Source organism: Streptomyces pacificus (genome assembly GCF_011766325.1).
Taxonomy (GTDB): Bacteria; Actinomycetota; Actinomycetes; order Streptomycetales; family Streptomycetaceae; genus Streptomyces; species Streptomyces pacificus.
This window is the reverse complement of sequence record NZ_BLLG01000009.1, coordinates 44,389-62,307: the sequence shown is the minus strand read 5'-3', so window position 1 is coordinate 62,307 and position 17,919 is coordinate 44,389. Positions and strand designations below refer to the sequence as shown.

The following is a 17,919-nucleotide window of genomic DNA, read 5'->3' as shown; positions in this document are numbered from 1 at the left end:
GCCGGCGGCGGCGCGGGAGGCCGGGGCTCCTTGTGCCGGGCGGCGCGGCGACCGCCGCGCGTGGCACGGTGACTGCCCTGCGAAGTGCTCACGAGGCCCGGACCCTAGCCGCTGATCGTCACTCCCCAAAGCAGGCCGGTTACCCGGTGTCGCCATGCCATGCCAGAAAAGCCCGGTAATGCGATGATTCGTTATCTTTCAGTAATCGAATGCGCGAGCCGTGTTCGAAGCGATCGCCTCCGACATGGCGTCCTCGCCGATACCCCGGACCGCGGCCATCGCGCGGACCGTGACCGGAATGAGATACGGCGCGTTGGGCCGGCCGCGGTAGGGCGCGGGCGTCAGAAACGGCGCGTCCGTCTCCACCAGGACCAGGTCCAGCGGGGCTACGGCGAGCGCGTCCCGCAGCGGCTGGGCGTTCTTGAAGGTGACATTGCCGGCGAAGGACATGAAGTACCCGGCGTCGGCGCAGATCCGCGCCATCTCCGCGTCTCCCGAATAGCAGTGGAAGACGGTGCGCTCCGGGGCGCCCTCCTCGGCCAGGATGCGCAGGACGTCGGCGTGGGCGTCGCGGTCGTGGATGACCAGAGCCTTCCCGTGCCGCTTGGCGATCTCGATGTGGGCGCGGAAGGACCGCTCCTGGGCGGCGATGCCCTCCGGGCCCGTACGGAAGTGGTCGAGCCCGGTCTCGCCGACGGCCCGCACCACCTCGAGTCCGGCCAGCCGGTCGATCTCCGCCAGTGCCTCGTCCAGCGCGGCGTCCCCGCCGCCCGGCCGCCCGGGCTGCCGGCCCCTGCCCGCCCGTGTCCCACCGCCGCCCTGGCCGGGGCTCCTCGGTGACGGGCCCTCGACCGGGACACCGCGGACGATGCGTGGCGCCTCGTTCGGGTGAAGCGCGACCGCCGCGTGGACGTTCCCGTACCGGGCGGCCGTTTCGGCCGCCCAGCGCGACCCGTCGAGGTCGCAGCCCACCTGGACGACGGTCGTCACACCGGTCTTCGCCGCCTTCTCCAGCGCCTCCTCGACGGTGCCGCTCTGCATGTCCAGATGGGTGTGCGAGTCGGCGACCGGTACGGCCAGCGGCGGGGGCGGAGGCGGAGGGGCGTCGTGGGGCTTGGCACTCATGAGCACGATCGTACGAGGGCCATGGCCACGGCCTCACTCACGGCCGCGGAGATCTCCGGGAGCGCACGCTCGACGGCCCGTCCGCACCCCGGGCCTCCCCTCACCCGCACCTGCCCTCACCCCCTCCCCCTCCCCCTGCCCGTCCCCGCGGGCCGCCATCCGCACGGGCCGGCCGGCGGCCGCACTCCCGCACCCACGCTCCACGGCAACGGCAACGGCAACGGCAACGGCAACGGCAACGGCAACAACCGACTCACCTGCGGCGGCAGAGGCCGCGCAGCATCCCGCCCAGGCCCCGGCGCGGTGCGCCCCCGGACGCGGGGGTTTCGGCCGCGACGCTCTCGGCATCCGCATCCCCCACCGCGGCGCCCTCGGCCCTGGCGGCCAGGGGCCCGGCATCCGGGGTCCCCGCCCCGTGCGTCCCCGTACCCCCGGTCCCCGCCCCGGGGGAGACCGCCCCGTCCGCCGTCCCGTCCCCGTAGCGGCCGATGTGCCGCTCCCCGGGCCGGCGCCCCGGGGTCCTGGGCTCCGGCACGAACGCCGGAACCGGCCCGGCCATGGCGAAGTGGGGAGGCGCGAGGTGCTGGCGGCGCAGCGACTCCGCCAGGCCCGACACCTGCCCCGCGCGCATGATGCGGGCCTTGTGCCCGCCGCAGTTGGGGCAGGTCAGCCGGTTCAGCGGCGAGGGTGCGAGCCGGCCCTCCACGCGGTAGGTGAAGAGCGGCCGGCCCGCGCCGTCGATGTGGTGCTCGATGTCGTACGTCTGCTCCCAGCCGTAGCCGCACTGCATACAGGCGAAGGCGTAGGACTCCTGCACCGTCTCGGGTGCGCCGACCGGAAGAGGTCCCGCACCGCTCCGGGTGCCCGCTGTGTCGGTCATGCCAAGCTCCTCCCGATCCACTGCCCCGGCCCGGCGGGGGCACGTCGGCTGCCCCGGTTCGGGGATACGTCCGCTGCCCCCGGTTCGGCGGGGATACGTCCGCTGCCAGTGGACTCCTGCCGGCACCCGACGGCATCGGGCATTCCGGTGTATTGGCGAGGATTTGGGAGGCGCTTTTCCGGGGAGCGTGATCACGCGGTCCCGGCTTTGCCTTTGACGACAGGCCTTTACCGCGCGGCGGTCCCGTTCCTTCCGCCGCCGTTCGAGGAGCCCGTTCGGCGGCCCTCCTCCGCCGCGTTCTTCGCCGCCACGACCGCGTCGAACACCTCGCGCTTGGGCAGGCCCGCCCCGGCGGCGACCGCCGCGATGGCCTCCTTGCGCCGCTCGCCCGCCTCCTCGCGCACCCGCACCCTGCGCACCAGTTCGTCCGCGTCGAGATCGGAGGGGCCCGGGGCCGGGGCGCCCTCGACGACGACGGTGACCTCCCCGCGCACCCCCTCGGCCGCCCAGGCCGCCAGCTCACCGAGGCCGCCGCGCCTGACCTCCTCGTACGTCTTCGTCAGCTCCCGGCAGACCGCGGCCCGCCGGCCGGTGCCGAACACCTCGGCCATGGCGGCGAGCGTGTCGTCGAGGCGGTGGGGCGCCTCGAAGTAGACGAGGGTGCGGCGCTCGTCCGCCACCTCCCGCAACCGGCCGAGCCGCTCGCCCGCCTTGCGCGGCAGGAAGCCCTCGAAGCAGAACCGGTCCACCGGCAGCCCGGACAGGGCGAGCGCGGTCAGCACGGCGGACGGGCCGGGCACCGCGGTGACCCTGATGTCCTTCTCGACGGCCGCGGCGACCAGCCGGTAACCGGGGTCGGACACCGACGGCATCCCGGCGTCGGTGACGAGCAGCACCCTGGCGCCGCCCTCCAGTGCCTCCACCAGTTCCGGCGTACGGGCGGACTCGTTGCCCTCGAAGTAGGACACGACCCGGCCGCGGGTGTGCACGCCCAGCGCCTGGGTGAGCCGGCGCAGCCGCCGGGTGTCCTCCGCGGCGACCACGTCGGCGCTCTCCAGCTCGGCCGCCAGCCGCGGCGGGGCGTCCGCCGCGTCGCCGATGGGAGTCCCTGCCAGTACGAGTGTTCCAGTCACCGATCCAGTCACAGGAGCAATCCTCGCAGGGCGGGCGCCGCCCCTCGCACAGACGCGTTCCCTACGATGGCGCGGTGACCAGTACCGCCCCACGGGCCGCGCACGGTCAGGACGCGGCGGAGCAGCCGCAGTCCTGGCAGCAGCGCCTGCGCAGATTCGGCCATGTGCCCAGGCCCGGCGTCGGGCTGCGCGAGCGGCTGGTGCCGCCGTACACCAGGCCCTCCGACCGGTTCTGGTCGCTCCTGGGCGTGCCGCCGGGCGCGGCCCGGCGGGTGGAGCGGCTCTCGGCGTGGGGTGGGCCGCTGCTGGTGGCGCTGGTGGCCGGGCTGCTGCGGTTCTGGCAGCTGGGCAGCCCCAAGGCGGTGATATTCGACGAGACGTACTACGCGAAGGACGCCTGGGCGCTGATCAACCAGGGGTACGAGGGCTCCTGGCCGAAGGACGTCGACAAGGCGATCCTGGCGAACCCGGACGCGGTCCCGATCCCGTCGGACCCCGGCTATGTGGTGCACCCGCCGGTGGGCAAGTGGATCATCGGGCTCGGCGAGCAGATGTTCGGCTTCACCCCGTTCGGCTGGCGCTTCATGGTGTTCGTGCTCGGGACGCTGTCGGTGCTGATGCTGTGCCGGATCGGCAGGCGGCTGTTCCGTTCGACGTTCCTCGGGTGCCTCGCGGGCGCGCTGATGGCCGTGGACGGGCTGCACTTCGTGATGAGCCGGACAGCGCTGCTCGACCAGGTGCTGATGTTCTTCGTGCTGGCGGCCTTCGGCTGTCTGCTCGTCGACCGCGACCGGGTGAGACGGCGCCTCGCGGACGCGCTCCCGGTCGACGCGGAGGGCGTGCTGCGCCCTGATCCGAAGATCGCGGCGACCCTGCGGCTGGGCCCGCGGCCGTGGCGGATCGCGGCCGCGGTGATGCTGGGGCTGGCGATCGGCACCAAGTGGAACGGCCTCTACTTCCTGGCGGCGTTCGGCCTGATGACCCTGCTGTGGGACGTGGGGGCGCGGAAGACGGCCGGCGCGGTACGCCCGTACCCGGCGGTGCTGAGGCGGGACCTCCTGCCGGCCCTCGCCGGTCTGCCGGTGGCGGTCGTGACGTACCTCGCCTCCTGGTCCGGCTGGATCTTCACCGACAAGGGCTACTTCCGGGACTGGGCGGCGACGGAGGGCAGGGACAGCCCCTGGAGCGCGGTGCTCCCCGACTGGTTGCGAAGCCTCTGGCACTACGAGACCGAGGTCTACAGCTTCCACGTCAATCTGACGTCCGGTCACACCTACCAGTCCAACCCGTGGAGCTGGATCGTCCTGGGCCGCCCGGTCTCCTACTTCTACGAGGACCCGGCGGCCGGCACGGCGGGCTGCCCGGTCACCGCCACCGACAAGTGCGCCCGCGAAGTCCTGGCGATCGGCACTCCCGCGCTGTGGTGGATCGCGTGCTTCGCCGTCGTCTACGTCCTGTGGCGCTGGGCCTTCCGCCGCGACTGGCGCGCGGGCGCGATCGCGTGCGGCATCGCGGCGGGCTGGCTGCCGTGGTTCCTGTACCAGGAGCGCACGATCTTCCTCTTCTACGCGGTCGTCTTCGTCCCGTTCCTGTGCCTGGCCGTCGCGATGCTGCTCGGCGCGATCATCGGCCCGGCCCGGCGACCGCTCGTGCCCGCCGCCCCACCGGACACGGGGCTCACACCGGCCGAGCGCCGCCGGACCGTGGGCGCGGTCACGGCGGGTGTGCTGGTGCTGCTGGTCGCCTGGAACTTCATCTACTTCTGGCCGCTGTTCACGGGCGATCCGATCCCGATGGACGACTGGCGGGCCCGGATGTGGCTGGACACCTGGGTGTAGCCGCGTCAGGCAACATTCGCCCTGTTGGCGAGGGCCTTGACGGCCGGGGGGACAGCCGGGGGACGGCCCCCGTGACCACACGCGCAAGACCCGCTCACCTACCCGTGCCGGACCGCGGACCGCGGACCACGGACTGCGGACTGCGCACTGCGCACTGCGGACTGCGGACTGCGGACTGCGGACTGCGGACTGCGGGTCCGGCGGTCCCGCGCCCGGCGGCGGTTCCGCACGGCCCCGCACGGCCCCGCCGCCGGGGACGGGGCCGCCCCCGAACGTGGCCGCCGGGCGATGGCGAGGACCAGGGGCCGGGCCGCGCGACGGCCCGGGACGATCCGGCTGCCCGCAACGGCCTGAAGGCGGGAGACTGCGTACCGTCCCGTCGGCGCGTGGCTCCGGCGGCGCATATCAGGGCAAAAGATCAGTCACGCCGTTCGTTTGCGAAGGCCCGGAGCGGCAATGTTCGGGGTGTGGGGGTCCCGGCTTGGAGGAGCAAATGATCATCGTCGGACTCATCCTTCTGATCATCGGACTGGTCACCGGTATCGGCGTCCTGTGGACCATAGGGATCATCCTGATCGCGGTCGGGGCGCTGCTCTGGGTACTCGGGGCGATGGGCCACGCGGTCGGCGGCCGACGGCACTTCTACTGACGCCGGCCGGCAAGGCCTCGAGCCTCCACCACTGGCCCACAGCAGTGTGAACGGGGACCTCCCCCGAGCGGACGCGGCGTCGTACGGCTCTCTGCGGCATATGCGGTCGGCATCGCCCCAGGGCCGGCTCACTGGGCTCCCGGGGCGCTCCGTCTGGGTCACCGACGGCGGACACGCTGACCGCAGAGCCTGGCCTCAGGGACTGACCAATCGTCACTCCCGTTAGGAGTGATGGCTGTTCCCGACTCCCTGGTCACGAACTGCCACGCTGCGTGCCGGCTACCCCACAATGCGGCGCGGGGTGACCGCGGCGGGGACGCCGAGTCGGCGCCTCCGGGCGCACGCCGGGCCGAGCGGGAGGGGTCCCGCCGGTCGGGGCCGGTCCGCCGCCGGCCCATCCCGCGCTCGACGACCCGCTGTGAGCGCGGTGCCGGCGGCCGCGGTCCAGTGGCCCGCGGCACCGGGACGGGCCGCGAGACAGGCGGCGACGCCGGGCGCCGGCCAGGCGCCGGAGTCCAGCAGTCCGGCGAGGAGATGGCGCTGACAGCCCGCGGACGGCCGGACCCACACCACGCCATGGAGCGACCAGGGGGCCGTGAAGGTCAGTACGGGCACACCGTCCAGGGCTCCCGGCCCGGCGAAGGGGTCGCGGGCCGCGCTCTCCGACGGCACAGTCCGGTAACGCTCGTCCGCCGCGTCACTGCTGTCACGTAGAGTGCCACACATACTTTCGAACGCGTTCAAGGGCACGGGGAGCCCGGGGGAGGGACCGCGGTATGCGCAGTGGAGCCAAGATCGCCGTCGTGGGTGGTGTGTTCGTGCTGTTCGCGGGCGGTGTGGGGTACGGCGCCCACAGCGCCCTGGGGGGTGGCGACGACGGCGCTGCGGAGTCGAAGTCCGTTGCCGTCACGAAGAGATCGGGGCCGCCGAGCACCGACGAGATCCGCACGACCGCGGAGGACTTCCTCGCGGCCTGGGCGTCCGGGGAGGCGGCGCGGGCCGCGCAGCTCACCGACAACGCCGTCGAGGCGGAGCCCCTGCTCAGCTCCTTCCGCGACGGTGCCCACGTCAGCGACATGACGGTGAAGCAGGGCAAGCCGATCGGGCCGAAGGTGCCCTTCACGGTCAGTGCCACGGTCTCCTACGAGGGAGCGGTCAAACCCTGGACGTACGCCTCCGAACTCACGGTCGTGCGCGGCCTGACCACCGGCCGTCCGCTCGTCGACTGGGCTCCGTCCGTCGTCCATCCGCAGCTCGACGAGGGGGCGCGGCTGAAGACGGGCACCGCGGCCGAGCCGCCCATCAGAGCCGTCGACCACAAGGGCAGGGAACTGACGAAGGAGAAGTACCCCTCGCTCGGCCCGGTGCTCGACCACCTGCGGCAGAGGTACGGGGACGAGGCGGGCGGCAAGCCGGGCGTGGAGCTGGTCATCAGCCGCCCGGGCGGCGCCGGCAGCTCGGACAGCTCAGATAGCTCAGATAGCTCGGGCACCGTGGACAGCACGGTGCTGACGCTGGCCGAAGGCGAGCCCGGCGAGTTGGTGACGACACTCGACGCCGACGTCCAGGCGGCGGCCGAGCAGGCCGTGAAGCGGCACAGCGAGGCATCGGTCGTCGCGATCAGGCCGAGCACGGGCGAGATCCGCGCGGTGGCCAACAACCGCGAGGACGGATTCAACGCGGCGCTCGGAGGGCAGCAGGCGCCCGGTTCGACGATGAAGATCGCAACGGCGGCGCTGCTGCTGGACAAGGGGCTAGTCGCCGCCGACCGGAAGGCGGAGTGCCCGAAGAACGCGATGTACCAGGGGCGGACCTTCCACAATCTGGACCACTTCGACATCCCCGACGGTACGTTCACCCAGAGCTTCGCGCGCTCCTGCAACACCGCCTTCATCAAGCTGATCGACGACGTCGGCGACGACGCGGCGCTGTCGAGGCTGGCGCGTGACACCTTCGGCATCGGGCTGGACTGGAGCACCGGGGTGCCGACCTTCGACGGGTCGGTGCCGGAGGGCAGCGGAGGGGAGGCGGCAGCGCAGTACATCGGCCAGGGAACGATCCAGATGAACGCGCTGACCGTCGCCTCCATGACCGCCACGGCCAAGAACGGCGGCTTCCGGCAGCCCGTCATCGTGCCCCGCTCGCTGGACGGCCGCGAACTGGCGGCAACGAACCGTCAGTTGTCGGGATCGGTGTGGCGGCAGCTGCGGGACATGATGCGGGCCACCGCCCAGTGGGGCTCGGGCGCGGAGGCGATGGCCGGCGTGCCGGGCGACAAGGGGGCGAAGACCGGGTCGGCGGAGGTGGACGGGCAGGCCACGTCGAACAGCTGGTTCGCCGGGTTCGCCGGAGACCTGGCCGCGGCCGCGGTGGTCCAGGCGGGCGGACACGGCGGTGACGCGGCCGGACCGCTGGTGGCGTCGGTCCTCAAGTCCGGCTGACGCCGACGGCGGCGGGGCGTGGTGCCGGGCGGGGCCGGGGGCGAGGCAGGACCTGTGCGAAACCGGAAACGGGGTCAGGACCGGGGTCAGGACCGGGGACGGGACCGGGGACGGGACCGGGCAGGGCCGAGACCCGCAGGACGAGGCCCATGACCTGGACGGGGGCCGCGCCGGCACCCACCGCCGCGTGTGATCGGCCCGGCCCACCTCACCTCACCTCAGCTCACCTCAGCTCAGCTCCGAACGGGCGTACCGCTGACCGAAACCGTGTCGCGTGGCCGGGTCGGCCGCCGCTACCGTTACCGCCCATGAGTACCGCCGAGTCCCCCGCCCACCCCCGTTTCGCCGAGGCCCTCCGCACGCTCGGCCTCGACGTCGACGTACGCCGCTTCCCCGACGCCACGCGGACGGCCGCACAGGCCGCGGACGCGATCGGCTGCGATGTGGCCGAGATCGTCAAGTCGCTGGTGTTCGTCGCCCGGGGGATCCCGGGAGCTGAGGGCCCCGAGGAGGGCGAGCCGGTGCTGGTGCTGATGGACGGCTCGTCGCGCGTCGACCTGGAACTGGTGCGGCGGGAGCTGGGCGCCACGGCGGTCCGGCGGGCCGACGCTGACCTGGTACGGGAGACGACCGGTTACGCGATCGGCGGTGTGCCGCCCTTCGGGCACCGCACCGCGACCCGGGTACTCGCCGACCGGGGACTGCTCGACCATGCCGTGGTGTGGGCGGCGGCCGGTACTCCGCACACCGTGTTCGCACTCGACCCCGCGTCCCTGATCGCACACGCGGGCGCGAAGCCGGTCGACGTGCGCGAGCGGGAGGCGTGACGTTCGCGGTCGCGGCGGCGGCCCTCGCCGCGGCGGCCCGGCCCGCGGCACGAGCGATGAACCGTTAGCCGACCACCACGTCGAACCCGGCGCCGACGGTGGGCTGCGGCACCCGGAGCGCGGCCACCCCGTCTGGGCACCCGGCAGGGGCGGTCCGGATCGCACAGCCTGGCCCCGCAGCGGAAGGACGGCGGTCAGACGGATCATGGTGCCATTCGGCGATCGCAGCGGGGGACTTCACCCCCCGGGCCGCTGCAGCGGCAAACGGCGACGGCGACGGCGACGGCGACAGCGACAGCGACAGCGACAGCGACAGCGACAGCGACAGCGACAGCGACAGCGACAGCAGGAACATACTGCACCCGGGTGAAAGCAGCCCCAGCCTGCGCGGTCGGGCAGACGGGGACAGCGGGACCCGAGAGATCGCGGGAGTTCGTGGGGGCGGACTTCAACGCGACGTCGCCTTCGCCTTTGCTCTGCCCGCCGAGACCCGATGCGAACCGCGTCTCACAGGATAAACACGCGTCACGCCTGTCGGGAACGGGCCCGTTTCAGGCTTTCGCTCCCCGAGACGGCCGGACCACATAACCTTGGCTGAGGAAACGGAAGGCGCCGCCCCGGAAGACGGCGGCGATGATGCCCGCTCGCGGCCGACGGCGGCCTGGGTTTCACCCGTTCGGATTACCTGAGGGAGGTATCGTGACTGATCGGCAGGAATCCGTCGCAAAGCGCACTGCTCTGCTCGCACTCAAGGTTCTTGGCGGAGCCTGCTGGGTTGCGGCATATCGCGAAGCGATCACAGAGACCGAGGAAGAAGGCACCGAACTACTCCCAGAAGCCGCTCTCGCCTTCAATCTCGCCTGGGAGGCCATCTACTCCTCAGGTGGCATCTGGACTTGGCGCAAACTGTCACTTGAAGATCGCGTTCAAACCATCATCAACATTTCGTGGCTGGTGTACGACGTGAAGTGGCTGCAGGCAGTGCGCCGACATGGCACACATGTGCGTCCGGGGCTCATCGCGATGGCCGTCACTTACCAGCTGGCCTTCCTTTCCAGGCTTCCCCCGGGTGAGGCGGCCAGAATTTCAGCCCTTTGGCAAAATCTCGGCTTTTCTGCATACAGCGCACTCACAGAAGCGCAGGTCGACGAGAGAGCCAGTAAGTTCGCCCTGCTCAGGGCCGTCGGCACAGCCGTGCCCACCGTCACCTCGGGAATCCTGCGCGGTGTGGAGCCCAGATACCTGACTCCCGGTCTGGGGTGTGTCGCTTTTGATCTACTGCGCATTTCCAGGAACGGGAGGGAGAGGGGATGGCCTTTCTCTCGATAGTCATCCCCACCCTCAACGAAGAAGGTTACCTGAGGCCGTTACTGGATTGCTTGGTCGAAGAATCCGGGCAGGTGAACTTCGAGGTAATCATCGTCGACGCGAGCACAGGCGACTCAACGACGGAATTGGCCAGACGCTATGTGAGGCAACTTGCCATCAGAATTGTTAAATCACCGGTCGCCGACATAGGCACCCAAAGAAACATCGGGGCCACCATGGCGAAGCACGAGTACCTTCTCTTCCTCGACGCCGATGTCGTCCTGGGGCCACGGACGATCGAACGGTGCCTGCGAAGACTGGATCCGCAAGAACTGCGCGTGATCTCGGTCCGCCATTATCCCGACATCAGCAGCATGAAGACTCACGCCACCCTGCTGCTCATTTATCTTCTGATATTCTTGGCGCGACTGCTTGGCTATCCGGTCACGAACGGCGATTTTATGATGACCAACCGGCAAACCTTCCGCGCGGTGAATGGGTTCAAGGAAGGTTTCCTTCTCGGCGAGGACACGGATTTCGGCATCCGCGCCAAAGGGATGGGGGCCCGGCACTCCATCGAGTGGCGTGCGCATATTATTGCAAGCTCGCGGCGCCTCACTGTGACGTCTGCCCCGAGGCTCGCGTTCACCTGGGCGGCCGCCTATCTGCATGTAGCGCGAGGTAAAGGGCCTGTGGGGATACGTGCGAACGACCGCGGATACCCCTATGGGAAATGGCAGGCCGGACCCTTGTGACTGCCCCCCTGTCAGGGAGACGCAAACCGATTCCGTCGCGCACGGCTCTCCAGGGGCGCAAAGATGAAGAGTTGAATGAGCATCAGAACGAGCATGCCGGCGCTCCACTCCACTCGCACATAGTGCGCGGGCGCCACGAAGAGCAAGATCCAGAATATGAATGCCGTCTGGACGATGCCCCGTACCACCCAGATCACGCGCTGCCTGAGGCTGATCACCGATCCGATGGCAATGGGGAACATGGTGTCTGCGAAAAGAATGCCAGATATGAGGAGAAGCTGATTCACGGTCGGGGTTCCGATCGTGGCGGCAAGGAAGTAGAACTGCGCCAAGGCTGCTGTCAGCGTCACATGGACCAGGGCTCGCCTGACTGATCTCCCTACCGGGATCAGGAAGTAGAGGCGGACATTGTTGACGTAGTAAAGACCCATCCACGTGAGGACGGCGAGAAGCTGGCAGACCAATATGACTTGATCGGGTTCTACGCGCACATAAAAACTCCCTGGATCGAAGCGAATCCGGGGAGGTCCTGTGGAGAACTTCTGGATACTTGTCTCAAAGGCCCGTTGCACGCAGATCGCATAAAAAGCAGCGATCGCAATCTTGTACGGTTCCCAGAACACATCCCGCCTGGACCGCTCCGAATCCGTCACATCGGGTGGAGCCGCCGGCCGGCTGAACTCGCCACCTCCCCTTTTCACCGCGACCGGTCGGGAGCGAGAACTGCGCAAAGCATAGAGGGAAATCATCAGGAAGGCTAAGGCGGCGACACGATTCAAGCCTGTCCGGCGGATTGACATGACTGAAGTGTACTCGGTACCTTCGTGCCGGTAAGCCGGAAACTAGAGAACACGAGTTCGACTTGAGCTATGATTCTCGATGGGGTGACGTACGCGAAGAGGTTCGCCGGAGTCTGGATAGGCGACTTCGACAGCTGGGTCTTCCTGAAGATGCTTCTTCCAGAGTTTCGCACGGTGGGCGTTTCAATCGGGCCGTCCTCTTCCTCATGCTGGCCGATCCGGATGTGGTGAAGAAAAGGAAGCGGCGGGTCGCAGTGGATCTGGCTGTGGCGCTGGAGATGATCCACAAGGCGAGTGTGATACGCGATGACATTGAGGACTCGGATGTGGTCCGACGGGGGCTTCCCACCGAGTCGGCCGTCACCGGGATACCAGGCGCACTGGCGATGTCTGACGTTCTCCTGGCGGGTGGACTCGCAACCATTCAACGTCTGGAGCCGACGGCGATCAAGAAGGTTCTCGGCACACTGGAGAGTATGGCACGAGGTCAGTTCCACGATGTGCAAAAACCTCTGGATTCTGGCGATCCGTTCGGCATCGCAGAGTTAAAAACAGGGAGCCTTGTTGCGCTGGCGTTCTGGATGGGATCCCTGCATTCCGGGCGCGGTCGACGAGATCGGAAGGTCCTGAGCGCCCTGGGAATGCATCTGGGAACCGCCTTCCAGCTGACTAATGACATAAACAACGTATTGCGCGATGAAGGTCGGGGAAAACCGCCTGGGTCGGACTTGACAGAGCGCAGAAATTCCGCCATCGCATTACTTGCCAACCAACATTCCGGTGAATACCCGAGCGAGATCGACTCTTCCGTGCATGTAGCTGTGGAGCGGACTTACCTGGAAATCGATCGGCGACTCTCCGAGGCGAGGAGACTGGCCTCTCTATTGAAGAGCCCACTTCCCTGCGAGATTCGCATGCTGGTTTCAGATGACAAGACCGCGCGGTCATTCGTGGGTGACCAGCAGTAAGAAGGGCGGCATCCACCGGTGGTACGCCGAACGCACCTGCGGCAGCGGCGTGTTCAAGCAGGGCAGCCGACTCCCCTGTGCTCCGGTCCGTTCCGTTCCGATGCAATCAGTTCTGATCCGATCCGTTCCGTCCCGCCGTACGGCACGCCGTCCCGCCCGGTGCGCCGCATGGCGGGACGCCGCACGGCCCCGGTCATGTCGTCGAGCGGACCGCCCTGACCAGAGCCTGCGCCCGGGGGTCGGCCGTGACACCCTTGCGCATCCCGTTGGTCACATAACCGACGGCGACACCGGACTCAGGGTCGGCGAAGGCGAGCGAACCGCCGTGGCCCGGGTGGCCGAAGGAGCCGGGGCCCAGCAACGGCGAGGCCGGGCCGTGGAGCATGAAGCCCAGGCCGAAGCGGGTGCCGACGACGAGAACCCGGTCGGGGCCGGTGGACTCCTCGGTACGGGCGAGGGTCAGCGTGGCGGGGGCGAAGAGCCGGTTGCCGTCGACCGCGCCGATGGTCGCCGCGTAGAAGCGAGCCAGCGCACGAGCGGTGGAGACGCCGCCCGCGGCCGGGAGTTCCGCGGCGCGGTAGCCGGGGTCGTTCTCGTCGGGCATCGGGGCGATCGCGCCGAAGGCCCGGCGGGTGAGGGAGTGGGGATCGCGATAGGCCTCGGCGACGGAGCGCTTGGGCCGCAGCTTCATGCCGCCGCCGGATCCGGTGGACGGCTCCTCGATCCGGCCGATCCTGCCGATGCGGTGGGCCTCGTCGTCGGGTGCCCCGATCCAGAAGTCCAGACCGAGCGGGCGGGCTATCTCCTCGGCCGTCCAGCGGCCGATGGTCCGCCCGGTGACCCGGCGGACGAGTTCCGCCAGCAGCCAGCCGTAGGTCTGGGCGTGGTACCCGTGATCGGTCCCGGGTTGCCAGGCGGGTGCCTGCGCGGCGACGGCGCGGGCCCCGGTCGTGCCGTCGGCGGCCTCCGCCGGGGTGAGCGGCCGGTCGAGCGCGGGCACCCCGGCCCGGTGCGACAGCAGATGGCGTACCAGCGCCCGCTCCTTGCCCGCGGCCTTGAACTCCGGCCAGTACGTGCCGACGGGCGCGTCCAGGTCGAGTTGCCCGCGCTGGTGCAGCAGCAGCGGCACGGCGGCGGCGACGCCCTTGGTTGCCGAGCGTACGACCTGCGCGGTGTCCACGGCCCATGGATCGGTGCCGTCCACGTCCCGGGTGCCGCCCCAGAGGTCGACGACCTTCACACCGTCCCGGTAGACGGCAACGGCCGCGCCGCGCTCCCCGCGCGTCGCGAAGTTGCGTATGAACGCGTCCCGGACGGGCTCGAAGCCTTCCGCGACCGTGCCCCGGACATCCACGTCCACGTCCCGTCCACCCCTCCCTGCCGTTCCGCACTGCCGTTCCGCACTGCTGCCCCGCCCCATCATGGTGCAACCTCCCCGGAGGGTGCGGGGGTTCCGGGTCGGTCACCTGCGGCGCCGGTATCTGCGTCGATGCCGGCGCCGCCATGGCTGGGCTTGGCTGGGCTTGGCGAACGGAACCGGGCGCGACCGGTGGACGTGCAGCGGCCTCGCGAAGCCTCCTCAAGCAACTGCAATCGCCTGAAGCACCGGGGAGTCCCCGAAGTCGAGCAGAATCCCACGAAGACCCCGCAGGGTGGGCGAGGTGCGGCAGGGTGGGCGAGGCCGCGTTCCCGGGGGTGCGGACGGTGCGCCGCGGGCGCACCGCACCGCGCGCTCGGCTTCCGGTCGGGCCGCTGCCGGGCGCCCGGCAGCGACTCCGCGTACGACATCCTTCGCCCGCAGGCCCGCGCCCGGCGGCGGCTCCGCGCCCGTAGGCCCGCTCATCTGCCGGCCGTATCGTGCACCCGCCCGCGCACCCCGCTCACGCGCCGGTCACACCCTGCATGCGCCGGTCGCACCGCATACGCGCCCGCGCTGCCGCTTCGCGCCCCTTGGCCCGCTCACGCGCCGGTGACCCCTTTCACGCACCCGTCGTCACGGCGCGCGGATCGAAGCCGAAAGGCAGCTCAAGCCGGTGCGCGCGCATGAGTTCCGGGTCCGCGAGCAGGTCCTGGGTACGCCCGTCGGCGGCGATGACGCCCTCGCTGAGGATCACCGACCGCGGGCAGAGCTCCAGCGCGTACGGCAGGTCGTGCGTCACCATCAGGACCGTGACGTCCAGCGAGCGGAGGATGCCGGCGAGTTCGCGCCGGGAGGCCGGGTCCAGGTTGGACGAGGGCTCGTCGAGTACGAGGATCTCCGGCTCCATGGCGAGGACGGTGGCGACCGCCACTCGGCGCCGCTGGCCGAAGGACAGGTGGTGCGGCGGCCGGTCCCGGTACTCCGTCATCCCCACCCGGTCGAGCGCCGTGCGGACCCGCCGCTCCAGGTCCTCCCCGCGCAGGCCGGCCGCCGCCGGACCGAAGGCGACGTCCTCGCGCACGGTCGGCATGAACAACTGGTCGTCCGGGTCCTGGAAGACGATGCCGACCCTGCGCCGGACCTCCGCCATGTGCTGCCTGCCGACCGGAAGCCCGGCGACGGCGACCGAGCCGGCACCGCCGCCGAGGATGCCGTTGAGGTGGAGGACGAGCGTGGTCTTCCCTGCGCCGTTGGGACCGAGCAGGGCGACCCGTTCACCGCGGCCGACGGTCAGGTCGACCCCGAAGAGGGCCTGGTGGCCGTCGGGGTACGCGTACGCCAGCCCGCGTACGTCGAGCGACGGCGGGACGGCGGCCGCCGGGGGGTGCGAGGTCATGGGCTCCAGCCAAGCAGACGGACGGCGAGTGCCGAGAACGGGAGTACGGCGGCGTACGCCCACTGCCTGCGGGACGCGGCCACCTCGTCGATGACGGGCATGGTGCCGGTGTAGCCGCGGCTGACCATCGCCAGGTGCACCCGCTCGCCGCGTTCGTAGGAACGGATGAACAGCGCGCCCGCGGACTTCGCGAGCACGCCCCAGTGGCGCACGCTCCGGGCCTCGAACCCGCGTGAGCGCCGGGCGATGGACATCCGCCGCATCTCGTCGGCGATGACGTCGCCGTAGCGGACCATGAAGGAGGCGATCTGCACCATCAGCGGAGGCAGCCTCAACCGCTGCAGTCCGAGCAGCAGGGAGCGCAGCTCGGTGGTCGACGCCAGGAGGACGGAGGTGGCGACGCCCAGTGTCCCCTTGGCGAGGATGTTCCAGGCGCCCCACAGTCCCGGCACGGACAGCGAGATCCCGAGCCACTCGGTGCGCTCCCCCGGCACCAGGAAGGGCATCAGCAGCGCGAAGGCGACGAACGGGACCTCGATCACCATCCGGCGCAGCACAAAGCCCGCCGGGACACGGGCCGCCGCGGCGACGGCGGCCAGCAGCAGCGCGTACAGGCCGAAGGCCCAGACCGCCTCGCGCGGGGTGGAGACCACGACCAGTACGAAGCAGAGGGCCGCGGCGATCTTGCAGTGCGGCGGCAGCAGATGGACCGGTGAACGCCCGTGCCGGTACAGCTTGTGCGCGTGCCCCGTGCTCATTCCGGCTCCGCTCCTCAGGCCCGTACGGATTCCTCGCCGGCCTCACCGGCCTTGTCGGTGTCGAGGCGGCGCCGGCGGACCACGAGGAAGACGCCGGTGCCCGCGGCCAGCGTCGCGCCGACGCCGATCACTCCCGCGAGGCCGCCGGAGACCCGGGCGTCGTCGAGTCCGCTGATGCCGTAGTCGGCGAGCGGGGAGTCGGCGGAGGCGTGGTCCGCGACCGCGGTGTCGATGCCCTTGTCGGCCGCGACCCTCTCCAGTCCGTCGGGGTCGGCGGAGGCGTAGGAGGAGACGAAGCCGGCCAGGACGAGGGAGATCACCAGGCCGGCGAGCAGCACCGGACGCGGGGAGGCGGCGGACGCGGGTACGGCGTCGGGCGAGGCGTCGACCAGTTCGCCGTCCACCTTCAGTTTCAGCGGCGCGGAAAGACCGCGGGCGCCGTGGACGAGGTCGGGCCGTACGGCGAGGACGGTGCCGACGGTCAGCGCGGTGATCACGGCCTCGCCGACGCCGATGAGGACATGGACACCGGTCATGGCTCCCAGGACCGTGCCGACGGGTACGTCGGTGGTCCCGCCGATCGCGTAGAGGAGGGTGAAGGCGATCGCGGACGCCGGCACGGAGACCAGGGCCGCCAGGAAGGTGGCGACCGTCACCGACCTGCGTTTGCGGGGCAGTACCCGCACCAGGACACGGAACAGGGTGTAGGCGACAACAGTCGTCACGACGCCCATGACCAGGATGTTGACGCCGAGCGCCGTGAGACCGCCGTCGGCGAAGAGGACGCCCTGGAGCAGCAGGACCACGGATATGCACAGCACCCCCGTGTACGGCCCGACGAGGATCGCCGCCAGCGCCCCGCCCAGCAGATGGCCGCTGGTCCCGGCCGCCACGGGGAAGTTGAGCATCTGGACGGCGAAGATGAACGCGGCGACGAGTCCCGCCAGCGGCGCGGTCTGCTCCCCTCCGTAGCCTCCATAGTTCCCATTGCTTCCGGAGCTTCCGGCGTGGGTGGTACCGCCGAGCTCCCGCCGGGCACCGCGCAGGCTCACGGCGACGGCGGCGGCCGCGGCGACCCCGGCCGCCGCGGAGACGGGGAGGTCGATGAATCCGTCGGGGACATGCATGGCTGGCTCCGCTTCCGGGACAGGCCGCCTCGGCCCGGCTGGTCGACCGTCCGATGATGCGTCCTGTTGCGAATCAATCGCAAGAGCGTATCAGCGACAGATGCCAGCACCATGCCCGAGCTTACGAGGAGGAATACGGGGCATGAGAGGACAAAGAGAGCGAAAGCGGTGAGCGAGCGATGTCTCACAGTGTGGAGAGCCCCTCCGTCATAGAGCACGCCGAGGCCCAGATCGTCAACGACGCCCCTCACCACCGGTCGGTGCCGGTGGCCCTCCGCTACGAGCCCGGCGGGGATGCCGACGCGGTGCGGTGCGTCTTCCCCGGCGGTACCGAATGGACGTTCCGCCGCGACCTCCTGGAGGCGGGTCTGCGCGCGCCGGCTCGCGGGGGTCCGGTGGCCGTCTGGCCGTGCGGCCGCGCCCAGGTGATCGTGGAGTTCCATTCACCGGACGGAGTTTCAGTGATCCAGTTCGACGCCCGCCCCCTGGCGCGTTTCCTGCACCGCACCCGCGGGGTGACGGCCGCGCCCGCCACCAGGGTGTGACGACGCCGG

17 protein-coding genes are annotated in these 17,919 nt (G+C 70.3%); 8 read left to right on the top strand and 9 right to left on the bottom strand.

Annotation, left to right across the window (positions count from 1 at the left end; all coding sequences use genetic code 11):
- Positions 1-198: 198 nt before the first annotated feature.
- The 3 genes from SCWH03_RS16485 to rsmI all read right to left on the bottom strand — a co-directional run bounded on the left by SCWH03_RS16485 (position 199) and on the right by rsmI (position 3,138).
- Positions 199-1,125 carry a TatD family hydrolase gene (locus SCWH03_RS16485; protein WP_173265015.1) on the bottom strand — a complete coding sequence of 309 codons (927 nt, stop codon included), beginning with the start codon at positions 1,123-1,125 and terminating at the stop codon, positions 199-201.
- Positions 1,126-1,378: 253 nt separating this feature from the next.
- On the bottom strand, positions 1,379-2,005 hold the full coding sequence (locus SCWH03_RS16480) for a hypothetical protein (RefSeq protein ID WP_173265014.1): 627 nt from the start codon (positions 2,003-2,005) through the stop codon (positions 1,379-1,381).
- A 227-nt stretch (positions 2,006-2,232) separates the two neighbouring features.
- A complete protein-coding gene (gene rsmI, locus SCWH03_RS16475) occupies positions 2,233-3,138 on the bottom strand; it encodes a 16S rRNA (cytidine(1402)-2'-O)-methyltransferase (RefSeq protein ID WP_173265013.1) in 906 nt (301 codons plus the stop codon).
- A gap of 74 nt (positions 3,139-3,212) precedes the next feature.
- Between rsmI and SCWH03_RS16470 the strand changes: the two genes are divergently transcribed.
- From SCWH03_RS16470 to SCWH03_RS16455, 4 genes are all read left to right on the top strand, one after another.
- Positions 3,213-4,976 carry a dolichyl-phosphate-mannose--protein mannosyltransferase gene (locus SCWH03_RS16470; protein ID WP_173265012.1) on the top strand — a complete coding sequence of 588 codons (1,764 nt, stop codon included), beginning with the start codon at positions 3,213-3,215 and terminating at the stop codon, positions 4,974-4,976.
- Between the two features lie 493 nt (positions 4,977-5,469).
- On the top strand, positions 5,470-5,625 hold the full coding sequence (locus SCWH03_RS16465) for a DUF6131 family protein (RefSeq protein WP_173265011.1): 156 nt from the start codon (positions 5,470-5,472) through the stop codon (positions 5,623-5,625).
- A gap of 776 nt (positions 5,626-6,401) precedes the next feature.
- Complete coding sequence (locus SCWH03_RS16460; protein ID WP_173265010.1) at positions 6,402-8,066, top strand: penicillin-binding transpeptidase domain-containing protein; 1,665 nt, start codon at positions 6,402-6,404, stop codon at positions 8,064-8,066.
- A gap of 308 nt (positions 8,067-8,374) precedes the next feature.
- Complete coding sequence (locus tag SCWH03_RS16455; RefSeq protein WP_173265009.1) at positions 8,375-8,893, top strand: YbaK/EbsC family protein; 519 nt, start codon at positions 8,375-8,377, stop codon at positions 8,891-8,893.
- A 64-nt stretch (positions 8,894-8,957) separates the two neighbouring features.
- On the opposite strand, the gene SCWH03_RS28615 is transcribed toward SCWH03_RS16455, so the two are convergent.
- Positions 8,958-9,248, bottom strand: coding sequence for a hypothetical protein (locus tag SCWH03_RS28615; protein ID WP_216854756.1), 291 nt, complete (start codon positions 9,246-9,248; stop codon positions 8,958-8,960).
- 344 nt (positions 9,249-9,592) lie between these two features.
- On the opposite strand from SCWH03_RS28615, the gene SCWH03_RS16445 reads away from it, so the two are divergent.
- Together SCWH03_RS16445 and SCWH03_RS16440 are read left to right on the top strand one after the other, a co-directional pair.
- Positions 9,593-10,222 (top strand): hypothetical protein, encoded by a 630-nt coding sequence (locus SCWH03_RS16445; RefSeq protein ID WP_173265008.1) that lies wholly within the window; start codon positions 9,593-9,595, stop codon positions 10,220-10,222.
- Complete coding sequence (locus SCWH03_RS16440) at positions 10,204-10,956, top strand: glycosyltransferase family 2 protein (protein WP_173265007.1); 753 nt, start codon at positions 10,204-10,206, stop codon at positions 10,954-10,956. The genes SCWH03_RS16445 and SCWH03_RS16440 overlap by 19 nt, the downstream gene beginning before the upstream one ends.
- Before the next feature lie 11 nt (positions 10,957-10,967).
- Here SCWH03_RS16440 and SCWH03_RS16435 read toward each other — a convergent pair whose 3' ends face one another.
- Positions 10,968-11,756, bottom strand: a complete 789-nt coding sequence (locus SCWH03_RS16435; protein WP_173265006.1) for a hypothetical protein — start codon at positions 11,754-11,756, stop codon at positions 10,968-10,970.
- Positions 11,757-11,818: 62 nt separating this feature from the next.
- On the opposite strand from SCWH03_RS16435, the gene SCWH03_RS16430 reads away from it, so the two are divergent.
- Complete coding sequence (locus tag SCWH03_RS16430) at positions 11,819-12,724, top strand: polyprenyl synthetase family protein (RefSeq protein ID WP_173265005.1); 906 nt, start codon at positions 11,819-11,821, stop codon at positions 12,722-12,724.
- A 193-nt stretch (positions 12,725-12,917) separates the two neighbouring features.
- Here the strand turns inward: SCWH03_RS16430 and SCWH03_RS16425 are convergent, their stop codons facing one another.
- The 4 genes from SCWH03_RS16425 to SCWH03_RS16410 all read right to left on the bottom strand — a co-directional run bounded on the left by SCWH03_RS16425 (position 12,918) and on the right by SCWH03_RS16410 (position 17,365).
- On the bottom strand, positions 12,918-14,078 hold the full coding sequence (locus tag SCWH03_RS16425; protein WP_173265153.1) for a serine hydrolase domain-containing protein: 1,161 nt from the start codon (positions 14,076-14,078) through the stop codon (positions 12,918-12,920).
- A 625-nt stretch (positions 14,079-14,703) separates the two neighbouring features.
- Positions 14,704-15,480, bottom strand: a complete 777-nt coding sequence (locus SCWH03_RS16420; RefSeq protein ID WP_173265004.1) for an energy-coupling factor ABC transporter ATP-binding protein — start codon at positions 15,478-15,480, stop codon at positions 14,704-14,706.
- Positions 15,477-16,238, bottom strand: a complete 762-nt coding sequence (gene cbiQ / locus SCWH03_RS16415) for a cobalt ECF transporter T component CbiQ (RefSeq protein ID WP_173265003.1) — start codon at positions 16,236-16,238, stop codon at positions 15,477-15,479. Before cbiQ ends, SCWH03_RS16420 begins: the two co-directional genes overlap by 4 nt.
- A 14-nt stretch (positions 16,239-16,252) precedes the next feature.
- The gene (locus SCWH03_RS16410; protein WP_173265002.1) at positions 16,253-17,365 is read right to left on the bottom strand and encodes an energy-coupling factor ABC transporter permease; all 1,113 of its coding nucleotides are present in this window, start codon (positions 17,363-17,365) and stop codon (positions 16,253-16,255) included.
- Positions 17,366-17,544: 179 nt separating this feature from the next.
- On the opposite strand from SCWH03_RS16410, the gene SCWH03_RS16405 reads away from it, so the two are divergent.
- Positions 17,545-17,910, top strand: coding sequence for an SsgA family sporulation/cell division regulator (locus SCWH03_RS16405; protein WP_173265001.1), 366 nt, complete (start codon positions 17,545-17,547; stop codon positions 17,908-17,910).
- The last annotated feature ends 9 nt before the right edge of the window (positions 17,911-17,919 follow it).

What these genes read in the sequence shown, in the direction of transcription:
- SCWH03_RS16485 (WP_173265015.1), bottom strand. Translation starts at nt 1,125, where the DNA reads ATGAGTGCCAAGCCCCACGACGCCCCTCCGCCTCCGCCCCCGCCGCTG.
- SCWH03_RS16480 (WP_173265014.1), bottom strand. Translation starts at nt 2,005, where the DNA reads ATGACCGACACAGCGGGCACCCGGAGCGGTGCGGGACCTCTTCCGGTC.
- SCWH03_RS16465 (WP_173265011.1), top strand. Translation starts at nt 5,470, where the DNA reads ATGATCATCGTCGGACTCATCCTTCTGATCATCGGACTGGTCACCGGT.
- SCWH03_RS16460 (WP_173265010.1), top strand. Translation starts at nt 6,402, where the DNA reads ATGCGCAGTGGAGCCAAGATCGCCGTCGTGGGTGGTGTGTTCGTGCTG.
- SCWH03_RS16455 (WP_173265009.1), top strand. Translation starts at nt 8,375, where the DNA reads ATGAGTACCGCCGAGTCCCCCGCCCACCCCCGTTTCGCCGAGGCCCTC.
- SCWH03_RS28615 (WP_216854756.1), bottom strand. Translation starts at nt 9,248, where the DNA reads ATGTTCCTGCTGTCGCTGTCGCTGTCGCTGTCGCTGTCGCTGTCGCTG.
- SCWH03_RS16440 (WP_173265007.1), top strand. Translation starts at nt 10,204, where the DNA reads ATGGCCTTTCTCTCGATAGTCATCCCCACCCTCAACGAAGAAGGTTAC.
- SCWH03_RS16435 (WP_173265006.1), bottom strand. Translation starts at nt 11,756, where the DNA reads ATGTCAATCCGCCGGACAGGCTTGAATCGTGTCGCCGCCTTAGCCTTC.
- SCWH03_RS16420 (WP_173265004.1), bottom strand. Translation starts at nt 15,480, where the DNA reads ATGACCTCGCACCCCCCGGCGGCCGCCGTCCCGCCGTCGCTCGACGTA.
- cbiQ (WP_173265003.1), bottom strand. Translation starts at nt 16,238, where the DNA reads ATGAGCACGGGGCACGCGCACAAGCTGTACCGGCACGGGCGTTCACCG.
- SCWH03_RS16410 (WP_173265002.1), bottom strand. Translation starts at nt 17,365, where the DNA reads ATGCATGTCCCCGACGGATTCATCGACCTCCCCGTCTCCGCGGCGGCC.
- SCWH03_RS16405 (WP_173265001.1), top strand. Translation starts at nt 17,545, where the DNA reads ATGTCTCACAGTGTGGAGAGCCCCTCCGTCATAGAGCACGCCGAGGCC.